The organism is Rhodanobacter sp. B2A1Ga4 (assembly GCF_018101315.1).
GTDB classification, from domain to species: domain Bacteria; phylum Pseudomonadota; class Gammaproteobacteria; order Xanthomonadales; family Rhodanobacteraceae; genus Rhodanobacter; species Rhodanobacter thiooxydans_A.
On record NZ_JADBJR010000004.1, the window covers coordinates 42,903 to 65,079 of the forward strand.

Genomic DNA, 22,177 nt, shown 5'->3' on the forward strand with positions numbered 1-22,177 from the left:
ACGAGACCTTTCCTTCGGAGTCACGCCATGCACTCTACCTGCGCCGGTGACTGTTCAGCGCTCGAAAACTCAATGGTTTTTCGACTATTTGCCGAAACCGCGGCCAGCTTCCGCCGGGACCGGCGGTGGCGGTGGGACGCCACTTCGGTCGACTGTTGTTTGACGGCGACAAGCATGGCGTTGGCGACCGCCTCGAGCCCGCTGCCGTACATGTCCTTCAGCTCGTCTGCTACCGACGGCGAGTACGGCTTGTCTGCGACACGCCAGGTATCCGCGACATCACCTGTCAGGCGGAAGCACGTGTGATGCTCGCACATCTTGGTCAGCGTGGTGTGGAGGTGCCAGGCGTCGACCAGCCCGATGAAGAACAGACCCATGAAGGACTCTTCGTCGGCAGGCATCTCGTCCAGAAAGGTCGGGGACAGCCGGCTGAGATGGCTGCGAAACTCGAAGTCCGCGCGGACCGTGTCGAATTCGTACAACACAACGGTACGCCCGTTCTCAGCCTCCAGCCGGACGTTGCCGATCTTTTCGCCATCCTTCAGCAGCTCGGTGGCTGCCCAGGGCAGGTCTTCACGGAAGTGGATCCGGAGGATGTTGACGGCATACGGGGCAAAGCGGTCGACGAACACGAGACTCTCCTGAGTGGTTGGGACACTCAACATCTATCTCACCTCGCGAGACGCACAAGATCCACCAACTTTCCTCAGTCCACGACGGATCGCAACATCTCCGCAAATACCCCGACAATCGGCCAGATTCTGATCCGATACCGTGGCATCGCTCCCTAAGATGCTTGGCATAGGAGGCCCGCCGGGCCATTGCCAACAAGGAGCTGTGCCGATGAACCGTCTTGCCGTACTGCCCGCCCTTTTGCTCTCCCTTGCCTGCAGCGTCGCTTTCGCCGCAACACCGGCAGCGGCCAACAGCCCGGCTGAACAACCGGTGGTGGCCAAGGATGTGACTCCGCAGACCGTCGAAGCCATTCGGCATCTGGTCCACGACATCAACCCGCAGGCGAAGCTGAAGCAGATCTCCGACTCGCCCTTCCCGGGCATCAAGACCGTGGTGGCGGACGCGTCCGTAATGTACGCCTCCGAGGATGGTCGCTACCTGTTCTACGGCGTCCTGCTGGACACCAAGACTAAGCAGAACCTCACGGACGCCGTTCTGGGCAACGTACGGGTCGAAGCGCTGGCCAGCATTCCTGCCCAGGACGTCATCAGCTTCAAGCCGAAGCACCCGAAGTATGTGGTGACCGCCTTTACCGATACGAGCTGCGGGTATTGCCAGCTGCTCTTCAAGAACACCCAGGGCTACCTGGCCGAAGGCATCCAGATCAACTACGTTCCGTGGCCGCGCGCCGGCATGCAGGCACCCAACCTGGTGCAGATGCAATCGGTCTGGTGCGCCAAGGACCCTGTGTCGGCCTACAGCGCCGCCATGAATGGGCAGCCGGTACCGACCGCCACGTGCAAGAACTCTGCGGACTTCCCCACCCTCTTGTCACTCGGTGAGAAACTCGGCATCAATGGTACGCCGGCTGTCTTCGACCGGACCGGCCGCAAGATCGGCGGTTTCATGACGCCGGCGCAGATGCTGGCGAAGCTGCAGGAGCTCGATCACCAACCCACGTCCGGCGAAAAGGTCGCCGAGGCAAAGTAGCGTCGTGCCGTGAACACCCCGCCCGGCCGCCACAGCGGTGCCGTGGAAAGTCCCAGCGAATGGCGCTGGGCGGGGCGTTACATTGCTGGATTGGCGATGTGCATCGCTACTCCGATCGTTGCTCTCAACGTCGGCCGCGCCGCAGCGATCGAGCTCCCGCTCGACATGTCCGGCCCTTCATGGTCGACCGCCGAATGGCAAATGATCGGAACTGGGTTCCTGGTCGGGTACGTCCTCTGGCTCGCCTACGTGATGTTCCGGCCCTCCCTGCTCATCCGACTACTCAAGGAAGCCCGTGATGCCAACCGAAAGACAGCGGGTCCAACGACTCGCCAAGGATCTCGCCCTTCGGCTCCTCGTGTCCTTCGGCACCAGCATCATTTACGGCTTGGTCATGCTGAAGGTCTTCCACCAGGGCACCCCGGCCAACATGGGTGACACGTGCGGTGCCATCGCGGCAGCAGTGGCATTGGCCACCCTGATCTTGTGGCCACCGGCCTACCTCACCGATTTCATGAAAGACTGGAGATCTCCGGATGGCGAATAAGTCCGCCGCGTCGCAGCCCACGCTCGTGGCCCCGATCCTGTTTCAGGGGTCCCCATCCCAGGCGGTGAACGCCCCTACCCTATTTATTGCTTTCATCATGTTCGTGGGTGTGACCTGGTGCCGGACCACGCTGAAGGCACCCCATGTCCTCATCCTTGCACCGGTGATTCTCGTGGTCGCACTGGTGTTTCTGCGCTTCATGATGACCTCCACCATCTCCTACACTGTGGATGCCGAGCGTATCCACGTCCGTCGTGGCATCTTCATGCGGAAGTTCACGAGCCTTGAGCTGTTCCGCGTGCAGGACGTGACGCTGTATCAGACGTGGTGGCAGGACATCCTTGGAATCGGCACGATCGTCGTCGACAGCAGCGACCTCGTTACGCCACGCCTGGTCATGCTCGGCATGCCCAACCCTGTCGTCTTTCGCGACGATCTCAATCGGGCTGCCATTGCCCTGCGCGATCGCAAAGGCATCCGCGAGGTCAATTACGGCCGCGTGTGATTTGTGCCCCGCACATTGATGCGGTCGGTGCCCACGTGTCGCACCTTCGACGAAAGTAGCAAGCGTAGTGCCTCAGATTGAAATCGGCGGGCGATGATGCGATGCGCGGTCGAATCACCACTGCGGCTTTGCGACGTTGCCAGCGGCCACTCTTTCGAGTTGCTGGGCGTAGCCGCCCCGTTTCTCTGCATGCCGAAGGCGTGGGGCCTGGATTGTCTTTGTACCTGGCTGCCGCCGATTTCAATCTGAGGCACTTCTGGGTGAAGCTTCTCGACCAGCTCGATGCTTCTGACATCCGAGCTACGTTCGAGGCTTCAAGAGCGCCGTAGCCAAACCCCCGAGACAGAACACGACGATCCCTGCCGTCGCACCAGGCCACCCGAGCACTAGGGCGCCCATAAGAAAGAACGCGCTGCCGGCCGCACTCGTGCTAGCCAGCATCAGGCAGACCAATTGCCAGGTGGGCAATCGAGCCAAGGGGTCATCATTCTCAGGCATCGTTTCGATTCCTTGCTCTCACCTGCTCGTCAAACCGGATCTCGCTTTCGGCACCCGCAATTAGATCCGAAGACCCGATACCTCACGCGCGGGAAAGACGCGGCGCGCGAGCGGATCGGCACCGAATGCTACGACGAGCGCCAGTGCACCAACCATCAGCGTGACCGTCGTCGCCGGCGGAGCCGGAATAGCTGCGGCACCGGCCGTGAACAGGCGCGCCGCCGGCGCAACAATCGCGACGACACAGATGGCCTGCAGCACCCAGCGCCTGAACCGATGCAACGTCGTCTCGCTCTCGACCGGATTGGCACCGCGCTTCACGACCACCAGAAACGGGTAGACCTGGTACGCGAAGGGGTGATCCAGAGCCACAGCCAACGCCGCCAGCAGCGTGGCCATGATCGCCCACCGCAAGAGAACCGCGTCGCTGGATCGAACCGGCCCACGCCGACGCCTCGATGTCGTGGCAGGCGCTTGGGTCGGTTGCCTACGCTTGCCGCGGACAAACATCCACCAGGCAAACAGCCCAGCCCCAACCACGAACCCGGCGGCCGTGCGAACTGCCCACGGCAAGCCCGACGGTGCGAGCCAGACAACCGAGGCCGCCAGCGTGATGGGAATGAGGTAGTGCTCAGTCTTCACCGTGCCCCTCGCGACATGCCGGAATGGCAGATTCCGGTGTCCATGTCTTCATGCGCGACTTGATGTCAGCGATGCAGCGGTCATCGGACACGAGCGCTGTGTTCTCGGCCATTGTGTACGTGGTGTGGTCGAGTTCGTCGTGCTCGGTGTAGTCCTGGATCGCCGTCATGCTGTATTCGAACTTCGCGTTCTTTGGCAAGTTCTCCATCAGCTTGTTGGCCACCGGTCGTTTGAGTTGCTGGCAGCAGACGTAACGCAGCAAGGTCGGGCTGTTGGGCGCGATGGGGTCCGGGTGATTCCAACCGATGCCCGGCTTCATGGTGTTCGTGCTGACTTTCTTCGTCTCTTCCGGAAGGTAATCCAGATCCTCATCGAACACCGGAACGCCTTTGTCCTGGTCGACGATCGACAGATGCAACGTCGGCGGGTAGACGTTGAATTCAGTCCTGTTCGTGAAGTTGAGCATGAACGTCGCCTGCGAGGTCAGCACCGAATCGGTGGGAGCCGGCGGCGTGAAGAAAGGCTGCGCCCAGTCGAACTGATCCACCGTGTAGTGACCGTCCGAATGCGCCTGATCCTTGCGTTCCACAAGCAGGTCGTGCTCGAGCTGCAGCGTCTCCAGGAACCTGCGCGTCACTTCCGGGTCGGGCGCGTCCGGGGGAAGACTCTTCGCCGGAGCCGTGGCAGATCGCATAATCGAGACGAAGTGGAGGAACTCCGCGCGATCCATGTCCTGCACGGCGTGCCAATCCGGGAGCCGTTCGTCAGGCGTTCCCTTGAAGTAGGCAGCATTGAAGTACGCCACCGCGTCGGCGAGTTCCTTCCGGTCGACGGTCGGTGCAGCCTTCGCGAGCGTCTGCAGGGAGGTGTCCAGAGCGTTGTGGTTGGCCGCGTCGATGGTGACCGGCCGCTGGCATCCTGACAGCGTGATCAGAACTCCCAGCGTGCACACGCAACGGGTCAAGACCGATGAAATGAGGGGGCGCGTCATGGTGATGGTTCTCCTTGCGGCCAGGTCACGCGGCCTTGCGTGTCTCGATTCCCGCGTCCGCGACGTCGGCGTCAGCCGGTCGAGGAATGGAAAAGACGTCGGCGAGACGGGCAAGGAGTGCGCCAACCTCGCCAGCGAGCAGGGTATTCATGGCGTCGAATTCTCCGACGGCGTCGTTGTTGTCGGTATCGAGCGTGTCCATGCAAACATCAAGGAGCTTGAGTTTGCGGATCACCAGGTCTTCCCCGAGCACGAACGACAGCCGATCGGCGAAGACCAGGCCCAGCTGAAAGACCTGCTTTCCGTTGCGCAGATGTTCCCGGACCTCTTCACTGCTGAGGTCTTCAGCGCGACCCTTCCAGCGCGCGCCGGTCGCGGTCGCGGGGTCGCGCAGTTCACATTCATCGCCCAGCGCGAAGCCGCTGGGCAGGTTCCCTCCGGCGAGCCAATCCGTCATCAGGACGCGAGGGCCTTCTTCGGGTGCGAGCGGCACGGCCGGGAAGCTCCCCAGCGCCTCTCGCACTTGCGACAGAAGTTCTTCTGCGGCTTTGCGACTGGCGGTATCGATCACCAGCCATCCCTGCGCGGTGTCGACGTAGGCACCCATGCGCGACTGCTGCACGAATGCACGAGGCAGGAGCTCATTGAGGACGTCTTCCTTCAGTCGCTTGCGCTCGCGACCGCCGACAGGGCGACCCTCCTCGTCGGAGATCTTCTGCACCTTGCGCGCCAGCTCGTCGTTGATGACTCCCGCGGGCAGGAGCTTCGTTTCGGTACCGACGACCAGAAATTGCCGATCCTGCAGGCGACGATGCAACGCATCCTCTGCCGTCCGACCCACCGGCGGCACGAACCCGCGCGTACCCATCTCACCCGGGCCGCATGGACGCAGGCGGTGATCGGCCAGCGCTTCCGGCAGGCGTTCGAGGTCTCGGGAGACTGCGGCGGAAAAGCGAAACAACGAGAGGTTCCTGAACATCGGTGATTCTCCTTAACGTGACAAGACGAGGTACATCGCATTGGGCAGCGCGCGATGCCGCCACGGCTCCGTCGGTGTGATGAAGGGAGTTGGGCCGCGACGGCGACGTTGAGCAGGGAGCGATGCAACGGTTGGCGGCACGTTCGGCGGCGGCGAAATGGGATCGCCATTGGCTACCTGCCTGATGAGATTCAGGCGCTTGACCTTGTCCATGGGTACTGACTCCTTGATATCGACACCAGTGTAGGTCGGACGCTGTCCGTGACTGGTCGGAAACGACGTGGTTTGGCGGCGAGTTTCGCGTGGACTAGCGGACGGCCATCCACGTGCGCGACGGCGCACCATCGTGACTTGCCCAGGAGAAAAGCACCCGGTCGGCGCGGCCGACGATGGCGTTGCGCGTCACGCAGCCCCACCATCGACCATCGATGCTGTTGTGTCGGTCGTCGCCCAGGACCAGATAGCAGTCCTCAGGAAGCACCGAAGGCACGACCTTGCCTGGAATGGGATCGGCCATGTTGTAGCCCGACATGATGGCGACCTGGTGCGTCATTCCGGGGAGATGTTCGTTCCAGACCTGCCCATCGTGCGCCATGAGCGTTCGGTCATCGGGCTGACCAAGGTCGCCGCGATACTTTCCGACGTGGGACATGGTGACCTTCGTTCCGTTGATCACGAGATCATCGCCACGCATGCTCACGCGATCCCCTGGTAAGCCAATCACCCGCTTCACCCAGTTTTCCGAAGCGACTGGCTTGCTTGGATCGATGCAGCTTTGATCGGCACTACGAACCACGTGCGCGCCGTCAGGGCACTGGAAGCCCGGGAACCGGAACACCACGACATCGCCACGGGTCGGTCCGTGTCCTGTGGTGAGCCGTTGCCCCCACGGTGTACGCACGCCGTAAGCCAGGCGATTGACGAGGATCACGTCGCCGACGGCGAGTGTCGGAATCATGGAGCCTGAAGGAATGACGTAGGGCATCGCCACACTGCCGAGCCCGGCCAGCAGTGCTCCAGTGACAACGAGAAGGCCCGTGGCAAAGCGCGCCAGCGCGCGCGCCTGCGATGGTATCCAGCGGCTCAGCACTGCGCGCGTTGGGCCAATGGCAAGCACGAAGCAAGTAATAGAGAGAACTGTGAGTACAGCGACGGCTTTGTCGTCCATGGCAATCCGGTCGTTATTCGTGTGAGAGGTTCGTGCTCGGTAGCGCGTGCCCTTCCGTGAAGGCCACGGCAAGGGCCGCCACATGGGGCCAATGGACCAATCCTCGGTGGGTGCAGTCAATCGCCACATGCTGGTCGAGACCAGGCCATCGGGTTTCGGCGAGCTCTACGGTTCCATCGCTTTGGTCACTGACCGCACCGAGCCAGCGCGCGGCACCGACGGGTCGCGTGCCGGCAAGCATGGCAATTCGAGGCACAGGGCCACCGCCATTGGGTCGCCCATCGGGAAGCGGATGCACCAGCAGCTCGCCTGTGCGCCCGAGCACTCGTTTACCTGCAGGGTGTGCAAGCAGGCGGCGCGCCGCCTGACTGCCGTTGAGAGGCGAACCGAGACACAGAATCGAATCCACGGCCAGGTGGCCCTGGCTCTGCAGCCACGACGACACAGCGAGCACCCCGCCGCAGCTATGGCCGACCAGATGCGCGCGGCTGCCAAGGGCATTGGCGCGGGCGACATGCGTTGCGATCGTGCGGTAGATAGCCGAGGGATCGGTGTCGCAGAGGTAGTCCATAAACACGACGCGATGATTTGCCCGCGCGTACAAACGGCCAAGCACACGCATGCAGGAGCTGCCCATCCAGAGGCCGTGAATCAAGATGACCGTGTCCTGTCCATCGTCCTTGCCCGGGTACAAGGCGCGGCGGATTCGCGATTGCGCGCGAACGGCGCGTCCAGCTACCGCCGATGCCATCGCCCACGTCCGATACCTGGCCTCCAGCATGATCGGGTTGGAACTGCGCATGCCCTACTCCGCCTTACCGCTGAGTTCGAGGTTCAAGAGCGCCGCCAGATCCAAGCCGCCAGTCAGGAGCTGCTGCTCCACCACGGGCGTCCACCGCTGGACGTAGGCCTCTCCCACGCTGCGCGAAGGCAGCAGCCCCGGGGAGTTGGCCACCGCACATGCGGCTTCGGCCCAATCCTGCGGATCGGTCGATGAAGCCGGCGGCATCGACATCGACTTCTTCACCAGGCGCTCGGTCAACGCGCGGTAGTCGGGCTTTCCCGGCGGACCCATCCCGAACCAGCTTCGCGTTCGGGCCATCTCCCGAATCAGTCCGGAATCCCACACGGAATGCAGGTTGGTACCGCGCCCGTCAAAACGGACCTGATAGGCATTGGCACCCTTGCCTGGCCCATAGTTGTGTAGCGGCTGGGAACTGTCGCCGCCGGCGAGGTGGATGACGTACTTCAGTGCGCGCTCACGGACTTCGTCGGATTGACTTCGATCGCCAAGGATCTCCGCTTCATTGTCGACCGCATTGACCAAGCACTCGCCGGATGCGCAGTCGCGCTCCGGTCGATAGTGGCATTCGCCCTCGGGAAAGTTCGTGAAGTGCCAACGCGCGGTGTCACGGTTTCGGTGCTGGTCCGCCCACGCGGCGATGCTTTCCATCGTAGCTCCCGGCTCGATCGCTAGCAGGCGCTGGACCTCCGCTCGTGCGACCGGATTGAGGTGAGCCTCCGCGATCGCGGCGACAATGGCGTGCCCTTCTCGCCCCCACGCGTGGGCCGGACTCGAGCAGAACCCGCCGGCGAGCGCGACGACAGCAATCGCCGATCCCATCGTGAGGATTCGTCGCTTCGTAGTGGATACCCAATCCTTCATGGCGCGGGTACCGAGGGAGCAAGGCTACTGGCCTGGGCACTCCAGACACTTAGCAGCTGCTGTTCCTGGGACGTGGTCAACGTGCGCGTCGTATCGAGCACATGGACGTCCTTTTTCTTGTCGTGCTCCATGGAGGATGCGGGGAACACAAGCTCAAGCACCTTGTCCTTGCCGATACCGTTGAGCCAGCCGCTGCGATCTTTCGCCAGCCTCGCGCGCATGCCGTTCATCAGGTTCAGAACTTCCTCTGGCGCACCTCCCCGATCGGACTCCAGCACCAGGACGTGCGGGAGACCCGCCATCTGCTTGAGCGTTTCGCTTGCGGACATGATTGATTTCCCGGTTCAGTAGTTGACGACGATCTTCGAGGGGTCAGCCGCCTGATGCCGCTGATCTGGTGTCAGTGCGTCCCATGCGCGCAGCGCGTGCGCCTTGATGTACGCACCACGGAGGAATGAAGCGACAGCGTGTGCGAAGTGCTGGGCTTCCTCGTGGCATTCGCACGCATGTGCGTAGAGGGTGAGTGCGCGATCAGCATCGAGAATGACCATGGGATCGGGCGAGTCTCCCCTGCCCACCTGGTCGTTGATATCGGCGACGACAGCCTCGATGCGCTCACGCGCGAAGCCCGGGTTGGAGCGGATGGCGTCCATGATGCCGGCCTGCGCGTCCTGGTTGAGGGCTTGCCGTTGGAAACCGGAGTCACGGTCGAACAGGAGCTTGGACAAGGTGATCTGAATCATGTGGAACCTTCCGTGGCGAGGGAATGGGATGAGGCCGCCCGCCGTTCCTCGATAGGTGGCAGGCCAAGAAAGACGTGTCGGTAGGCGGCGTACATGTAGCCGGCTAGCAAGGGCTGCAGCGCCAGAGCAACGACAAGAAGAATGGGAGGCCAAGTTGCCATGGCGACCAGCCGCACGATGGCCGAGAAGACGAGACTCCCGACCATGGGGATCGCCAAGGGCTTGAGGTTGACCAAGGTGCCCTTGCGCGCCAATTGGCTTGCTGAGTCCGCGCTTGGAAGGCCCGTCACGAGCAGGGGTACGAACAGCAAAATGGGTGGAGCCAACAGCCAGCCGCAGGCTTGGTCAATCACCATGAGCGACGCGCGGATCCACAGACCGTGGATTTCCGGGTAGCTCGATGCGCTCCAGCCGACCGCCCGCAATCCCCATACGCCAAGAAAACAGCAGGCGGCGAGAGTGATCAGCGAGAGCCAGCCTGACCGCGCCTGCAGAATTGTTGCGAGGTACCCGCGGCGATGCTCAGTGGCGTGAATGAAGGCGACCTGCAGTGCTTGGCAGAGGAGACCGATGCAGGAAGCGAGATCGCTGACCGGAGAACCCACCGTCATCAGCACCAACAAACCAAAGGTCATCGCAACCAGGATGCACGGTGCCAAGCACCGGCCGGACAGTAGCGCCGCTTCACGACACCAGCGCCAACTGCTGTTCCATGGGACGCGCTGTGGCTCCATGATGCGCATGGCGATCAGTTCGGTCCGAGCCGGAGGCCTGCGACGTAGCAGACCACCATGACGGCAACGATGCAGGCGGCGATCACCACCAGACTGATCAGGAATGCCCGAGCTACCGCTCGAATCCCTGCCCATGCGCCCTGCCTTGTTTGCGCGGTGTGGCGATCGGCGTCCAGTGTGGACGGCACGGTAACCGAGGGTCGATCCATTGAAGGTTGCTCCTGAGGCGATGCGCAATCGTGCTGCTGGCGTGACAGTCCAAAAGATCGGAGCTGTTCCGCCGTCGAGACATGATTTTCCCCGGGAGCTGACTGGCCTGCGCACGGAAACTGCGCCGTTACGGACCTATTTTCGGTACGCGGACTCGGCGTAAATCGGCGAATATCTGCCCAGTTTCCTTTCGCTACGCTGCCGGCGGCTGGGTACGCTGTCGCCCTGTTGCTGGATTTCAGGAAGCAGGTATGGCTCAAGGGGAGCGTCCCGCTGTGCGGAAGCGGGAATTTGGTCGTGACTGGACATTCTTTCGGGCCGCACCAGTTGCGCGACCGTTCCCGATGGTGGATGATTCCCGCGTACCTATTTTTGGCACGGACGTTCATTTGGGGTACGAAGGTACCCATAGCGCCGGATTTTCCGCTCAGGAATGCCAGGCGACGCCGAGCCACGATGGCGATCACGCACACGGGACTCAGTCAATGGACAAGCAACGCCACTATCGCATCGGACGCGCGGACATCGAGGCACGGGCTGCCCAGATGGAACTCGTCCTCAACAAAGTCAAAGAAGCCGCGCTCCGGCCGGATTCACGCAAGGTCGCACCGCGCCTGAACCTCAACCTGACCGCTGAGACGCTGGGCCTCACCAAGAGCCAGTTTATCCATCGTGTCTCCGACGGAAAGTTTGTCGGTGGCGATCGCACCGGCTCCCGCACGTACTACACGCTGGAAGAAGTGCGCACGATGGCGAACCAGGTGGGCCTGAAGCACCCGTATGCGGAAGGCCACGGGATCGTCATGACGGTGGCCAACTTCAAAGGCGGCGTTGCCAAGACGTCGACCACGGTGACCACCGCCCAATACATGGCGGCACGCGGATACAACTGCCTTGTCATCGATCTCGATCCCCAGGCGTCGGCCACCACGCTTTTTGGCGTGTCGCCGTATCTCGATGTTTCTATTGAAGAATCTGCCGCAGGCATCTTTGGCAACGAGCCCGTCGACATCGAGCGGGTCTGTCGACCGACGTACTGGCCTGGCATCGACCTCATCCCGGCCAACCAGCACCTGTACAGCCGCGAGTTCGCACTGGCCGCGGCGGCAAAAGACTGGGGTGGCGAGATCTTCGAGTATTTGGCGCAGCAGCTCCCCGCCCTGCGCAAGCGCTACGACCTGATCCTGATCGACACGCAGCCGGCGCTCGGTTTCCTGACGTCGACGGGTATCTTTGCCTCAGATCACCTGCTCATGACGGTACCACCATCGAGCCTGGACTTCGCGAGCTCGGTGATCTTCTGGTCCCTCCTTCGCGACGTGCTCACGCAGGCCCGCCAGGCTGGTGGCCATCCCAAGTTCTGGGAAGCCGTGCACGTGCTTCAGACCCGCGTCGATGAGCAGGACAAGTCGACGCAGTTCATCCGCAAGCTGCTGGCCATGGGTTGCGAGGACTGGCTCCTCCCTGACGTGATCCCGGCTACTCGCGTTGCAACCAACGCCAGCTCGGACTTCCAGACCGTTTACGACGTCGAGAAGTACGAGGGCAGCAGCCGGAGCATCAAGCGTGCGCGCGAGGCGTTCGACAAGGCGTACGCGCAGCTGCACGATGCCCTTCGCCACACCTGGGACGTCTGGGAGAAGCCGGAGGAATGGGACGTGGTCTACCACCCCGAGGCCGACTTTTTCGATGAGGAGCTTCCTGCTGCCGATGACGCCGTAGATGTGGCCGTACCTGAAAGGCAGGAGCGTGTCGCATGAGCCTCTCCTCCAAGAATGACAAATTGTTTGACTCGATCTCGGAAGGCATGAAGCCGGCCGCGGCAGTCCCTGGTACCAAGCGCTCACTGTCGGCTCCAGGAACTGCCGTCGGGATGATGGTGGGCAACGCCAATGAATCGCTGCGCACACGCCTGGCCGACGCAGAAGCGAAGGTGGATGAGCTGGCGCGCGACAAGGCCGAAGCCGAAGCCCGCGCTAATGCTAAGACCAAGGAAATTGAGGGTGCTGACCTCGCGCTGAAGCTTGACCCGGCCCGGGTCAGGCGCAGCCGTTTTGCCGACCGCCACCCCAACGCGTTTGTCGACGCTGCCTTCAAGGATCTGTGTGACCTGATCAGGGGCACCGGTGGCAACACGGAGGCTGCCAAAGTTCGCCCCATCGAGGGCGATCCCAATTTCGACTACGAACTGGCCTCCGGTCATCGCCGGCATGCCGCCTGTCTCGAGCTCGGCCTCCCGTTCAAGGCGGAAGTGCATGCCTACAGCGACCAGGAGTTGCTGAAGCAGATGCGGTCGGAGAACTCCGGCCGTAAGGAACTATCCGGGTTTGAGCTGGGCAGGCACTACAGCGGATTAATCGCCGAGAAGACATTCGTGTCTGGCCGCGATTTGGCCGGCAAACTTGGTGTTTCCCAGTCAATTGTGCAGCGCCTGCTGAAGTTTGCAGACCTTCCTGACGCGATCATCGCGGCGTTTCCGGATCCTCGCGAGATTCGCGTGGAGTGGGTCGATCGTCTGGTCGAGGCGTGGCAAGCTGACCGCCCACGTGTTGAGGCGGAGATCAGTGGCATCGTTGGCCAGGCAGGGCTTCGTCCGGCCACCATCTATCGCCGCCTTGCGGGCGTCCTGTCTCGCAACAAGGTGATCACGCGCGAGGGCTCTGTGCTGGGGCGGATTCGCCTGGTTCATGGTTGCCCGGCTGTCGTGTTGTACAAAGACGCCCCCGACGCCCTGCTCCAGCGCATCCAGGATCTTGTCGTGAACTGGCGCGAAGAGGAAGGATCAGGTACGTGACGCTACCCTGCCCTCCACGTCGCCTCATGGCGACACCAAACAAAGGCCCGGGACTTCCCGGGCCTTTGTCATTCTGGGGAGGGAAATCGGGGCCAAGTGTTCCCCTGCGGGCAACGTGGGACCGATTCTCAAATCGCACTCATCGGAGCCAGGGATGCGCTTACCCGGGCCGGGTCGCCCCACTCACCTTCGACGGGTCCGTCTGGGCCTTACCGATTCCTACCTCTCGTTCGCCGTTTGGCGATCGTGGCGTGACCCGGGCCGGGTCAGCGGTTCGGTGTTTGTCCCGGTCTCTGGCGGGTTTCCTTAGGGAGCACCTCGGAGCGATCGCGGACGCGGCCGGACGACACTCACCCGGAGGATCGCCACCGGTGTCGGCCGCAGTCCGACCAGCTTCCAGCCGCTCTCGTTTCGCCATGCGCGCGAGCCCGCGGGTCGTGATGCGTGACCCGGCCCGGGTCAGGGCCAACCACGGCTCGCTCGATCACGCCGAGCCACCTTCATCTGTTACCGATGGTGGAGGGTCGCCGAGCCTGCCTGCATCAGCCTGGAAGTCAAAGTGGAACAGCAGGCCCCAGGGCGGCTGCAATCTTGGCCCTGCTCCCGCCAGCGTGGTCTGTCGTGGTTCTTGCCGCCCGTTGGAAGGTCATGGTCATCGCGCTGCGGCAGGCGTCGACACCGCCGCATGGCAACCCTGCCACGTGACCCGGCCCGGGTCACTCACGGGTCAAGCGTTTCGGTTGAGTCGGTACAGGTCGCTCGGACGTACCGATCTGGACTACGTGTTTCCGCCTGACCCGGCCCGGGTCAGCACCCCAATCCAGGGAGGGTTCGCCATGACGTAGCGCAGATCGCTCGACAACAACTGGCGTACCCCAGAAAACGAAAAAACCCCCAGGCGCCAACCAAGGGGTTCATCGAAGGCGGTATCCAGGTGGAGCAGGGAAAGGACAACGCACAGGTGACACTTGCGACCTTACTCTGACCCATCCGGGCCGTCAACGGGTGCGCTCTGCCTATCAATTTAGGAGAGCCCCATGTTGAACTCATCAGCACGGCAATCAGCCCGTGTGCAAACGCTTCCATCCCCGGTGCAAAGCGCCGGCGCATCCTCGGCTCCCGTCGAGGCCGTCATCTCGTTGTTCGATCACCTCGTGCGCGCAGAACTCTCGGGTGCCGCTTACCGCGTGGTCCTGGACACGCTCGCACGCCTCCTGCGCCACGGCATCGACACCGAAGCCGTTCCCGTCGACTGGATGGCCGATCGCCTCAATGTGTCAAGAAACACGATCGGTGCGGCGTACCAGGCCGCGGAGGAGGCGGGTCTCGTACGACGTACAACCATCGCAGCTCGCGGGGCTCCTACCCGAACCAGTCTTGCGGGGATGGCGCTCCGCCTTGCGCAGGTGGCCCGTGACCCGGGCCGGGTCAGCGCGGTAGGCGGTTCTCGATTCGCTCGTCGCAACGGTTCCTCCGATGAACGGCACCACGGGACTCGGCAACGGCCCCGAGACACAGGTGACCCGGGCCGGGTCACTCCGCACTTGGCTGGCCCGTGGGCAGAGGGACGGCAGGGAGTGAACGGATTCGCAGCCCTGGAGCATGTTGCGGACGCTCCGGCAGCGGAATACGTACCGACTGGAGAAATGCCCGATGTCGAGAGTGAAGCCGACCGGCCGCGTGACCCGGCCCGGGTCATTGACGAGGTCGCAGAGCCTCTCTCCAACTTGATCGGTGCCGTGGGCCGCTCGTTCCATTCGGCCCCGATTCTGCACGACGAGGGACTAAACGAGCACGCGAAAGCACAGGAGCATCAGACCGAACCGTCCGACCCGGCCCGGGTCACACTGTCGCCCGTTGAACTTATGGAGGCGATTGGCCGCCTTCCAGCCGAAGCACGGCTGGCCGCCTCACAGACACGAGGTGGCAGCCCCCTGATCGTCGATCCGTCCTGGGCTCTGTCTGACGACGACGTGGCGCTGCTGCGTCGTCTGGTTCCACCAAAGGAACGTCCGCTCCCCAGCAGCACCGTGACTCCCAAGTCCACCCGTACGGGCGTCATAGCGAACAACGTGGTCGCCTCGACGCTCTGGCAGAACATGTACCAGCTGGAAGCCATTGTCGGGAAGGGCAGGGCTCTCGTCGTCGCTGACGAGATCGCCTTCCAGGTCATGCAGAAGCAATTGGGAAAGGGTGACCTCGCCGGCGGCGTTCGTGCCGGGCTTTCGCTCGTCTCGAATCACCGCTGGAAGACGCCCCGCGGTTTCACTGCTGACTGGCAGGGAGCGGTGGAACGCGCCATCCGATCCACGACCACTTCAGCGTGCGACGCACAGAAAACTGTGCACTAACCCAGAGGCTCTTGCTCTTGCTGTTGCTCTTAGGCTCTTGATCTATATCTCACTACCAACCAAACGAGGTTTGCCGTGAAACATTTTGAGCCAACAGCGGTTAGGTTGTTGATTAATAAATCATTTTCAGAGCGTGGAACAATTTGTGACCGTTCCATGTGGAACTCGACCCCCCGTCACCAAAGGCACCGACTGACGCGTAAGTCATTGATCGGTGAACGCTTTACTCGTCAACGGCCGGTAGACTGGACGGTTGTCCACTCAAGTCCTCGATTGTCGGTCACCGTCTCCCCCGCACAATCGGTATGATAAACCGTGCATTGACCGCATACCTCGCCCCGAGAACCCGCCATGGCCCAGCCCAGCATCCCGAATCGGACCACGATTTTCATCGGCCCCCACCTGCGAGATCTGCTCGCCAGCGGGCGAGTGCAGGGCGACAGCGTCTCTGGCCGCATCGACAGACTCGCTGACCGGTACGCATCGCTGATTCGAGAACTCGTGCCGGCACGATGGTCCGTTGCTGATTGGCACTGCCTCACGACAGTGATCCGCGACCTGCGGGTTGAACGCGCGACGGACGCGCTCCTGGTCGGTCTGCGGCTCCGCCAATTGTCGAAGGAGCGTCACGCTGCCACCGAAGTCGGTTCACTGGCCTACCGCTTTGAGGGGCTGCGATTGACCGACCAGCTGGCGGTCCTGGACGTCGCCGAGCGAGCCATCGCCGCCGGCACCACAACCGTCGAGTCGTTGGCGGCCTTCCTCACGGAGCAACAGGTGGCCACGGGCTGACGCCACCGGCACAGAGCCCAGAGGTCAGCCGCGGAAGTGAAGTTTGCTTCGCCGGCCCGATGCGTCACGTGCCGACGTCAGTCCTGGCGAGGTGACTTGCCCGCAAGATTCTGCTTCTCGTCCCGGATACGCTGGTAGATCTCCTCTCGGTGCACCTGCAGGTCCCGTGGAGCGCGCGTACCGATTCGCACCTGATTGCCATTGACGCCGAGCACGGTAATCGTCACGTTGTCGCCGACCGTGATCGTCTCGCCGACACACCGGGTGAGGATAAGCATGGACAGATCCTTGTCACGTGGATGAGGCGTCGATTATGCGCGAGCACGCGCGCCCACTCCAGCCCGTCACCGGCGTCAGGAACACGTCCGGGTCATCGCGACCAGACTGGCCAGGTCCGCAAGACCCGATTGGTATCGTCGACGCAACTCGGCCGCCAGCTCCCCGTACGTTGGAGACACGATTGAGCGATCGCGGCCGGCCATCAAGTCCGAGCGGGGTGGCGGCGGTCCTGGCCACGGTTGTCGGGACGGAATATCGCAGTCCATGAATAGAACCGCCCGAGGGCGATCGAGGAAGATCCGGAACTCCGCGTTCAACTCGACGGACCCGGTCGGAAGCCCCTCCCTGGGTTTCACAAAGACCGACACCGAATTCGAACGAATGGACTTCACCCAACTCAGCTCGGCGGCGGCGTCCACCAGCAGCACATGACCGGCAGGGAGAGGTAAGGTAGGAACCCACTGCGAAGCCAGGACCTCGAACACGCGACTGCCTTGTGCGTAGAGCCAATCAATCAGCGTCCGGAACAGATCCCGTCGACTGAATCGCGCAGGCATGGCCGCGACAGCCACACCACGATAGGTGACCGTGGTGGCTCCGCCTCGCGTCGCCATCGTTATGCCGCTGGCAAGATAGCTTCGTCGCACGAATTCCCCGCTGATGGCCTCGACAGCCTTCCAGGTCGCGTCAAGGCGAGCAAGGTCGATGTCGTTGGTACCGAGGGGTACAAAGGCGAGTTGTGCGTTCATGGCGGTCGCCGCATGAAAGATGGCGTCTCGTTATCGCACCCCTCGCCGGCGCGCAAAGTTCATGACTTGATGGTCTGGCGTCCACGCAATGCGTCAATGAGGTCGGCCATCGTCCAGGCGGCCCACGCCAAGGCGACAGTCACGCCCGTGTCCACGGCAAACCAGGCGCACGTGTGCCACGGACCGACTGGGCCTAACCAGGTGGTCGGCTCGCGGGCAACAACGATGCATCCGGCGATGACGGTACCGACGACACCAACGATGGCGACGATCGACAGGATGATGACGAGACGCGAATGAAGTGAGACGGTGACACGCATGCGACAAATCCTTCTGGCGACGAGTAGTCGTGGTGGTTACGGGTAAGGGGAGGGCAGGGTGGTGGCTCGTACATACAGCGGGTGCCTAGGACTCCCATCAAGGTTGCGCACCAGGCAATGAAGGTTGGGTATCAGCTCGGTGACCTGGTCGGCTCGGGACAGGTGTGACCCTTCCTTGCCCCAGGCAGCGACGACGAGCGAGGCTCGACTGGCCAGTGCGACGAGCCATTCGTCATTGAAAGTCCCGACAGGATCCGCTGCGCGTTTCATGACGTCAGGATCGGTTGAGCAGTATGCAAACAGGTTTGCGACGCACAGCGCTCCGAAGCCCCAGCGCTTCGCGAAGTCGACCATGCGCCGAACGCTCGGGTCATCCTCCAACTCACCCGCGGTCGACGGGTTGAGACAAATGAACAGGACGTACCGACTGTCGAGCAGGTCTACCTCCCGCCAGAGCGCATAGCGGTACATCCGATCCGGAGAGAAGATGGTGGCGCGAATCGACGGATCGATGGGCGATATCGACATCATGCTCATAGCGCGAGCGCACCAACCTCTTGAGTAACTTCCTGTCTCCGCTCGTCACGCGCCCGGTTCTGCTCCCACGATTCGGCAGAATCGATGCTTACCGTACCGGCGAGGCCTGTTCGCAACAGATCGGCGTCTTCCCAGCGGGAGAGCCGGCCAACTTCCGTGGCCCGTCCATCTATCCATTCCAGAACCACCCATTTATCCACGATCAGCCTCCTTGGCCATTGGCAGGCGTATCGTCGCCTGTCGAGGTCTCGCATTGCGAGACCCAAGACGACTCGCCACACCCACTGCAGAAAAGGTCTCCGTTGGATCCGCGGCGGTTCATGCCGGTTCCAGCAGTGGCACGTCGCCATCTACCCATGGCTTGGTGCGCCAGACGCGGCCGTTGTAGGAGACGCGGGCCACATACTCGGTGCCAAGGTAGATCTGGCCTTCCAGCCATGTCGACATGCCCGCACCGGAGGAGTCGCGCTCGCCTTGATAGACGGCCGAGGCGTCGTACAGGTCGCGCACCGGGATGCGCCTGTCGGCGATCGCAAGGATATAGGGCAGATGGGGATGCGGTGAGGCTTGCATCGCCGGCGGTGCATTCACGCCGGCCGCCGCCTGTTTTTGCTTGCTCACCTCTGTGCTCCTTCTTCCGTGCTTTTCACGGTGCCGGCCGCCTCGCGGATCGTCTCCCACAGCTCTCCTAGCACGGAAACCGCGTCACCTCCCGAGACGTCGTCATCGTCATCCTGCTCGGCGTTGAATCCCTGCAGGTCGGGCGATGTCATGAGGCACTGACAGACGCTGAGCGCGGCGGTGAACTTGCCCGGCGTCGCCGTCCGCAGTTGCGCCGGTTCCATGCCCTCGACGGCTACGCAGGCAAGACGAGCGCGTTCCACCGCCGACACTTCGCCATCGAGCGCGCGCTGGACGATCAGCTGCACGACATCAAGGCGATCGACCGGCAGCGGGCCTACGGCCATGAGGACAGGGTTGTCCCACTCGCCTTTCAAGAGGGCATCAATGGCTAACAGGGAATCGGCGGCGCTCAGGGCAATGGCAGCAGTGGACATGATCGGTCTCGGTGCGAGGTGGTACACCGATGTAACCATTTTCCTGATGGCCTGAAAGATCGGTCAAAAGCCAGATCCACGGCATCAAACGACGTCCCACTAGTTGCGACGTTTCCGAAACCGGCGAGGTCGCCCCACGCGGGGTCCTCCTACAAACCTTCAAGCATCGCCGATGCCCCCCACCGCTCAAGACCGGCGAAGACTAGGCTGCGCGCGAGCCCCATTTTCAGCGCAACGATATCCCTTCGGTACGCGGTAGCAAAGTATCGACCGTCGTCCGCGAGTACGCTCAGGTCACGTGGGTAAGTGGAACACTGACTTGCATCGCGTAGCGTGGCTGCTGTCTGGGAGATGGGGTCGCGTGCTAATGAGTGTCACCCCAACAGACTCATGACCGCTCCTGCTGCGTTTTGACTTTACCTGCAATCGCATTTTCCAACGCCGACTGCATTGAAGTAGGCAGCTGCGTGAGCCGTTGAGTGTAGTGAACCGGATCATCCGGCCTTGCCGACGGTCTGGCTGTGAAATCCTTCGTGCCAATGGTTCGCGACTTGTACACCCCCGTCTTTACCGGAGGTGGCGGAGCCGGCTTGTTCGGGCATGCCCCTGGAAGCTCCGCAAGCTCTATGTCGCGCCCGGTGCGCGCGTGATGCTCCCGTCGGCGGAGATACAGCTGGTGCATGCACGACAAGCAACAGTCGATGTTGTTCTTCGTGTTGCGGATGGCCTTCGTGGTGCGGAGGCTGTACACCCCGCAACTACAGCGCACTACCCATCGGTTCGGAACCAATGCAAGGCCGATTACGGTGAGGCGTCCAAACTTGTAACCAAGCAGATTGCGAATGCTGAGCGGAATCTCCGCGAGTGACCGCGTTGAGTAGGCCACTTTCTGATCGACGTTGGATTCGCCTTTCGGAACGTGCTCGTAATGTTCGCCGCTGCCTACGACTTCCTTGGTCACACGGTTGACCGGGCGACCCCCGGTGTCGTAGATCGAATTCACCATGCTGTTTGCCCTCCGCTGCGCGTTACATCCTGCAAGGCACTGGTTAGCTTAGCGAGCGATCCGCAATCGTCAAATGGTACGGCCACGCGCTGCCAGCCACGCGAGCACTGATGCTGGCGCAAGCGATGACCGCAGCATGGCCTGTGCGTTCATGACGAACGGGTTGGGAGGGTTGTCGATCTCCGCTCCCGCGTCGAGCAGCGCGATGGCGGTTTTAGCATGGCCCCGGTTGATGGCGAGGTCGATAGGACGCCAGCCCAAAGACGTAGGATCGTTCACGCGCGCGCCAGCCTCAACCAGCGCGGTCACTGCGTCCGTCGCGCCACAGGAGGCGGCCGTGCACAACGGCGTCCATTTCTCGCCATCGCGCATATTGGGATCTTGTCCCGCTTTGACGGCGGCCACGATTCCGGGCACGTTGTTGCTGTCCGCTGCTACAAAAATCGGGACGCCGGCCTCGACACCGCTCTCACCCCCAAGGATCGTTGCCAATTGCTCCAGCTGTTCTTGGGCTCCCTTTCCTGTGTAGCCGCCCTGAATTAGGGAAGAGACAACGAAGTCGTTGAGCCGGCCGCTGATGAGTTCGTGCTTGGCGTCCTGCATGATTTCCTTCATGTCCCCCGGAAACAAAGGCATGGCCATTGCATGATCGGCGTACATCGCTCGGTCCAGGCGCGACATTCCCTCGTGTGGCAGATCAAGCTCAAAATGGTTAGGGACATCGCCTAAGTGCTCCAGCATGTGACCGCCGTCATCCAGATAGTCGACCGAATACATCTGGCGCGTTTTCAGGTTGACGCCGCGACCACGGGTGCCGGCGAGGACACCCTGCCGATCTGCTCCCAACTGCAACCATAGTCCCGCATGCGGATTATCATGTCCCTCGCTGAGGTCACCGCCGAAGTGGCCCCAGAAACGCGTGATTTCCGCAATCCGTCCCCAGTTGATGTCCGCGACTTCATCCACTGTTGGGCGAACGACCCAACCATAGCGCCCCATCGACCAGTCATCCGGGCAGCTCATGCACTCACCCAGTCCATAGGGCGAATCGATCGCCTCGCCCTCGCCCACACCGTTGGCCTCGAACAGGGCCAGCGCCGTGTCGCGTTCTGCCCAACTGGCCAGGTTGACGCCCATCAGGGTCGTTCCACGGGCCAAGAGCTCCGGAAGCATGTCAGCCTGCAGCAGTGTCTTGTAAACATCCGCCATAGGAACGAAGGGGATGTAAAGGATGTCCGGCGAATGCCCTTCGGCCAGGTAGTCCGCTAATCGCAACACGCGCGAGGTGCTTGGAGGCATAGCCAGCAGCGCTCGGTTGAGCGAGGCATCATAGGTATCTGTCAGGCCGGTGGCATCCATGGTCGGCGCCAGCAGCATCGTGAAATCAATGGCCACCGTCTCGCCCAGAAGATCCCCCAGCAGGCGATACCAGCGGCCACCATCGGCGATGGCGAATTCCTCACCCGCCATCACGACCACGCGAAGCGTAGGGCTACGGTCGATGTCCGAGCATGACTTCGCGATAAGGTAGGCAAGCGCAACGACGGGGGCCAGCCTGAAGTGGTTGGCCGTGCAGTCATTATGACCCTCCATCCGCAGGTGGCCTGACTTGATCAACGCACGATGGTGTCCCGCCTCAAGTTCACGCAAAAGGTGTTTCCAGGTGCAGTGACGAAGGACCGGGAACGGTGAGTCGTGATCGTGGGTGAACATCACAGGAAGTACCTCAACAGGAAGGGGAGGACTGGCGCATGGAGACTGGGTCGTAGCTGTCGAGCGAGACTAGGTGAACGGTGTCGAGCGAGAACCCGCTCACCATGCTGGTGACGCGCCATTAGAGTCAGACATTCACCGTACCGGTTCGGATCATAGTAATAAGTCGGGGACACGCGTCACAGCCCGTCCCTCCTACGACTGAAATCCTCAAGGTGTTGCGCCAAGGC

General features: G+C 62.2%; 27 protein-coding genes. 7 read left to right on the forward strand and 20 right to left on the reverse strand.

Annotated features, from left to right (window positions below):
• Positions 1-20: 20 nt before the first annotated feature.
• Positions 21-632, reverse strand: coding sequence for a hypothetical protein (locus IMW82_RS13195; protein WP_211004810.1), 612 nt, complete (start codon positions 630-632; stop codon positions 21-23).
• 211 nt (positions 633-843) lie between these two features.
• Here IMW82_RS13195 and IMW82_RS13200 point away from each other — a divergent pair, with 211 nt between their 5' ends.
• The 3 genes from IMW82_RS13200 (at position 844) to IMW82_RS13210 (ending at position 2,717) form a co-directional block, all read left to right on the forward strand.
• Entirely contained in the window at positions 844-1,665 is an 822-nt protein-coding gene (locus IMW82_RS13200) for a DsbC family protein (RefSeq protein ID WP_211004811.1), read from the forward strand.
• A gap of 298 nt (positions 1,666-1,963) precedes the next feature.
• On the forward strand, positions 1,964-2,212 hold the full coding sequence (locus tag IMW82_RS13205) for a hypothetical protein (protein ID WP_211004812.1): 249 nt from the start codon (positions 1,964-1,966) through the stop codon (positions 2,210-2,212).
• Positions 2,202-2,717, forward strand: a complete 516-nt coding sequence (locus tag IMW82_RS13210; protein ID WP_211004813.1) for a PH domain-containing protein — start codon at positions 2,202-2,204, stop codon at positions 2,715-2,717. Before IMW82_RS13205 ends, IMW82_RS13210 begins: the two co-directional genes overlap by 11 nt.
• A gap of 558 nt (positions 2,718-3,275) precedes the next feature.
• On the opposite strand, the gene IMW82_RS13215 is transcribed toward IMW82_RS13210, so the two are convergent.
• The 11 genes from IMW82_RS13215 to IMW82_RS13265 all read right to left on the reverse strand — a co-directional run bounded on the left by IMW82_RS13215 (position 3,276) and on the right by IMW82_RS13265 (position 10,347).
• Positions 3,276-3,614, reverse strand: coding sequence for a hypothetical protein (locus tag IMW82_RS13215; protein ID WP_211004814.1), 339 nt, complete (start codon positions 3,612-3,614; stop codon positions 3,276-3,278).
• 232 nt (positions 3,615-3,846) lie between these two features.
• Complete coding sequence (locus IMW82_RS13220) at positions 3,847-4,848, reverse strand: DUF6694 family lipoprotein (protein ID WP_211004815.1); 1,002 nt, start codon at positions 4,846-4,848, stop codon at positions 3,847-3,849.
• 25 nt (positions 4,849-4,873) lie between these two features.
• Positions 4,874-5,827, reverse strand: a complete 954-nt coding sequence (locus IMW82_RS13225; RefSeq protein ID WP_211004816.1) for a recombination-associated protein RdgC — start codon at positions 5,825-5,827, stop codon at positions 4,874-4,876.
• Positions 5,828-5,839: 12 nt separating this feature from the next.
• Positions 5,840-6,040 carry a hypothetical protein gene (locus tag IMW82_RS13230; protein WP_211004817.1) on the reverse strand — a complete coding sequence of 67 codons (201 nt, stop codon included), beginning with the start codon at positions 6,038-6,040 and terminating at the stop codon, positions 5,840-5,842.
• Between the two features lie 94 nt (positions 6,041-6,134).
• The gene (gene lepB, locus IMW82_RS13235; protein WP_211004818.1) at positions 6,135-6,995 is read right to left on the reverse strand and encodes a signal peptidase I; all 861 of its coding nucleotides are present in this window, start codon (positions 6,993-6,995) and stop codon (positions 6,135-6,137) included.
• A gap of 13 nt (positions 6,996-7,008) precedes the next feature.
• Positions 7,009-7,797 (reverse strand): alpha/beta hydrolase, encoded by a 789-nt coding sequence (locus IMW82_RS13240; RefSeq protein ID WP_211004819.1) that lies wholly within the window; start codon positions 7,795-7,797, stop codon positions 7,009-7,011.
• Positions 7,798-7,800: 3 nt separating this feature from the next.
• Positions 7,801-8,661 (reverse strand): S1/P1 nuclease, encoded by an 861-nt coding sequence (locus IMW82_RS13245; RefSeq protein WP_345777134.1) that lies wholly within the window; start codon positions 8,659-8,661, stop codon positions 7,801-7,803.
• A complete protein-coding gene (locus tag IMW82_RS13250; RefSeq protein ID WP_211004821.1) occupies positions 8,658-8,990 on the reverse strand; it encodes a hypothetical protein in 333 nt (110 codons plus the stop codon). Before IMW82_RS13250 ends, IMW82_RS13245 begins: the two co-directional genes overlap by 4 nt.
• Positions 8,991-9,005: 15 nt before the next feature.
• Positions 9,006-9,404 carry a hypothetical protein gene (locus IMW82_RS13255; protein WP_211004822.1) on the reverse strand — a complete coding sequence of 133 codons (399 nt, stop codon included), beginning with the start codon at positions 9,402-9,404 and terminating at the stop codon, positions 9,006-9,008.
• Positions 9,401-10,147: a hypothetical protein gene (locus IMW82_RS13260; protein ID WP_211004823.1), complete on the reverse strand. Its 747-nt coding sequence runs from the start codon at positions 10,145-10,147 to the stop codon at positions 9,401-9,403. Before IMW82_RS13260 ends, IMW82_RS13255 begins: the two co-directional genes overlap by 4 nt.
• Before the next feature lie 5 nt (positions 10,148-10,152).
• On the reverse strand, positions 10,153-10,347 hold the full coding sequence (locus IMW82_RS13265; RefSeq protein WP_211004824.1) for a hypothetical protein: 195 nt from the start codon (positions 10,345-10,347) through the stop codon (positions 10,153-10,155).
• Positions 10,348-10,833: 486 nt separating this feature from the next.
• Between IMW82_RS13265 and IMW82_RS13270 the strand changes: the two genes are divergently transcribed.
• The 4 genes from IMW82_RS13270 to IMW82_RS13285 all read left to right on the forward strand — a co-directional run bounded on the left by IMW82_RS13270 (position 10,834) and on the right by IMW82_RS13285 (position 16,285).
• A complete protein-coding gene (locus IMW82_RS13270) occupies positions 10,834-12,108 on the forward strand; it encodes an AAA family ATPase (protein WP_211004825.1) in 1,275 nt (424 codons plus the stop codon).
• Positions 12,105-13,142, forward strand: coding sequence for a ParB/RepB/Spo0J family partition protein (locus IMW82_RS13275; RefSeq protein WP_211004826.1), 1,038 nt, complete (start codon positions 12,105-12,107; stop codon positions 13,140-13,142). Before IMW82_RS13270 ends, IMW82_RS13275 begins: the two co-directional genes overlap by 4 nt.
• A gap of 1,577 nt (positions 13,143-14,719) precedes the next feature.
• Entirely contained in the window at positions 14,720-15,493 is a 774-nt protein-coding gene (locus tag IMW82_RS13280) for a hypothetical protein (RefSeq protein ID WP_211004827.1), read from the forward strand.
• A 351-nt stretch (positions 15,494-15,844) separates the two neighbouring features.
• Positions 15,845-16,285: a hypothetical protein gene (locus IMW82_RS13285; RefSeq protein WP_211004828.1), complete on the forward strand. Its 441-nt coding sequence runs from the start codon at positions 15,845-15,847 to the stop codon at positions 16,283-16,285.
• A gap of 77 nt (positions 16,286-16,362) precedes the next feature.
• Here IMW82_RS13285 and csrA read toward each other — a convergent pair whose 3' ends face one another.
• From csrA to IMW82_RS13325, 8 genes are all read right to left on the reverse strand, one after another.
• Positions 16,363-16,563 carry a carbon storage regulator CsrA gene (csrA, locus tag IMW82_RS13290; RefSeq protein WP_211004829.1) on the reverse strand — a complete coding sequence of 67 codons (201 nt, stop codon included), beginning with the start codon at positions 16,561-16,563 and terminating at the stop codon, positions 16,363-16,365.
• A 75-nt stretch (positions 16,564-16,638) separates the two neighbouring features.
• Positions 16,639-17,313, reverse strand: coding sequence for a hypothetical protein (locus IMW82_RS13295; RefSeq protein WP_211004830.1), 675 nt, complete (start codon positions 17,311-17,313; stop codon positions 16,639-16,641).
• A 59-nt stretch (positions 17,314-17,372) separates the two neighbouring features.
• The gene (locus tag IMW82_RS13300; RefSeq protein ID WP_211004831.1) at positions 17,373-17,633 is read right to left on the reverse strand and encodes a hypothetical protein; all 261 of its coding nucleotides are present in this window, start codon (positions 17,631-17,633) and stop codon (positions 17,373-17,375) included.
• Positions 17,634-17,669: 36 nt separating this feature from the next.
• On the reverse strand, positions 17,670-18,164 hold the full coding sequence (locus IMW82_RS13305) for a DUF1643 domain-containing protein (protein ID WP_211004832.1): 495 nt from the start codon (positions 18,162-18,164) through the stop codon (positions 17,670-17,672).
• A gap of 324 nt (positions 18,165-18,488) precedes the next feature.
• Positions 18,489-18,791: a hypothetical protein gene (locus tag IMW82_RS13310; protein ID WP_211004833.1), complete on the reverse strand. Its 303-nt coding sequence runs from the start codon at positions 18,789-18,791 to the stop codon at positions 18,489-18,491.
• Entirely contained in the window at positions 18,788-19,228 is a 441-nt protein-coding gene (locus tag IMW82_RS13315; RefSeq protein WP_211004834.1) for a hypothetical protein, read from the reverse strand. The genes IMW82_RS13310 and IMW82_RS13315 overlap by 4 nt, the downstream gene beginning before the upstream one ends.
• A 388-nt stretch (positions 19,229-19,616) precedes the next feature.
• Positions 19,617-20,234: a hypothetical protein gene (locus tag IMW82_RS13320; protein ID WP_211004835.1), complete on the reverse strand. Its 618-nt coding sequence runs from the start codon at positions 20,232-20,234 to the stop codon at positions 19,617-19,619.
• A gap of 69 nt (positions 20,235-20,303) precedes the next feature.
• Positions 20,304-21,947 carry an ankyrin repeat domain-containing protein gene (locus IMW82_RS13325; RefSeq protein ID WP_211004836.1) on the reverse strand — a complete coding sequence of 548 codons (1,644 nt, stop codon included), beginning with the start codon at positions 21,945-21,947 and terminating at the stop codon, positions 20,304-20,306.
• Positions 21,948-22,177 lie beyond the last annotated feature (230 nt).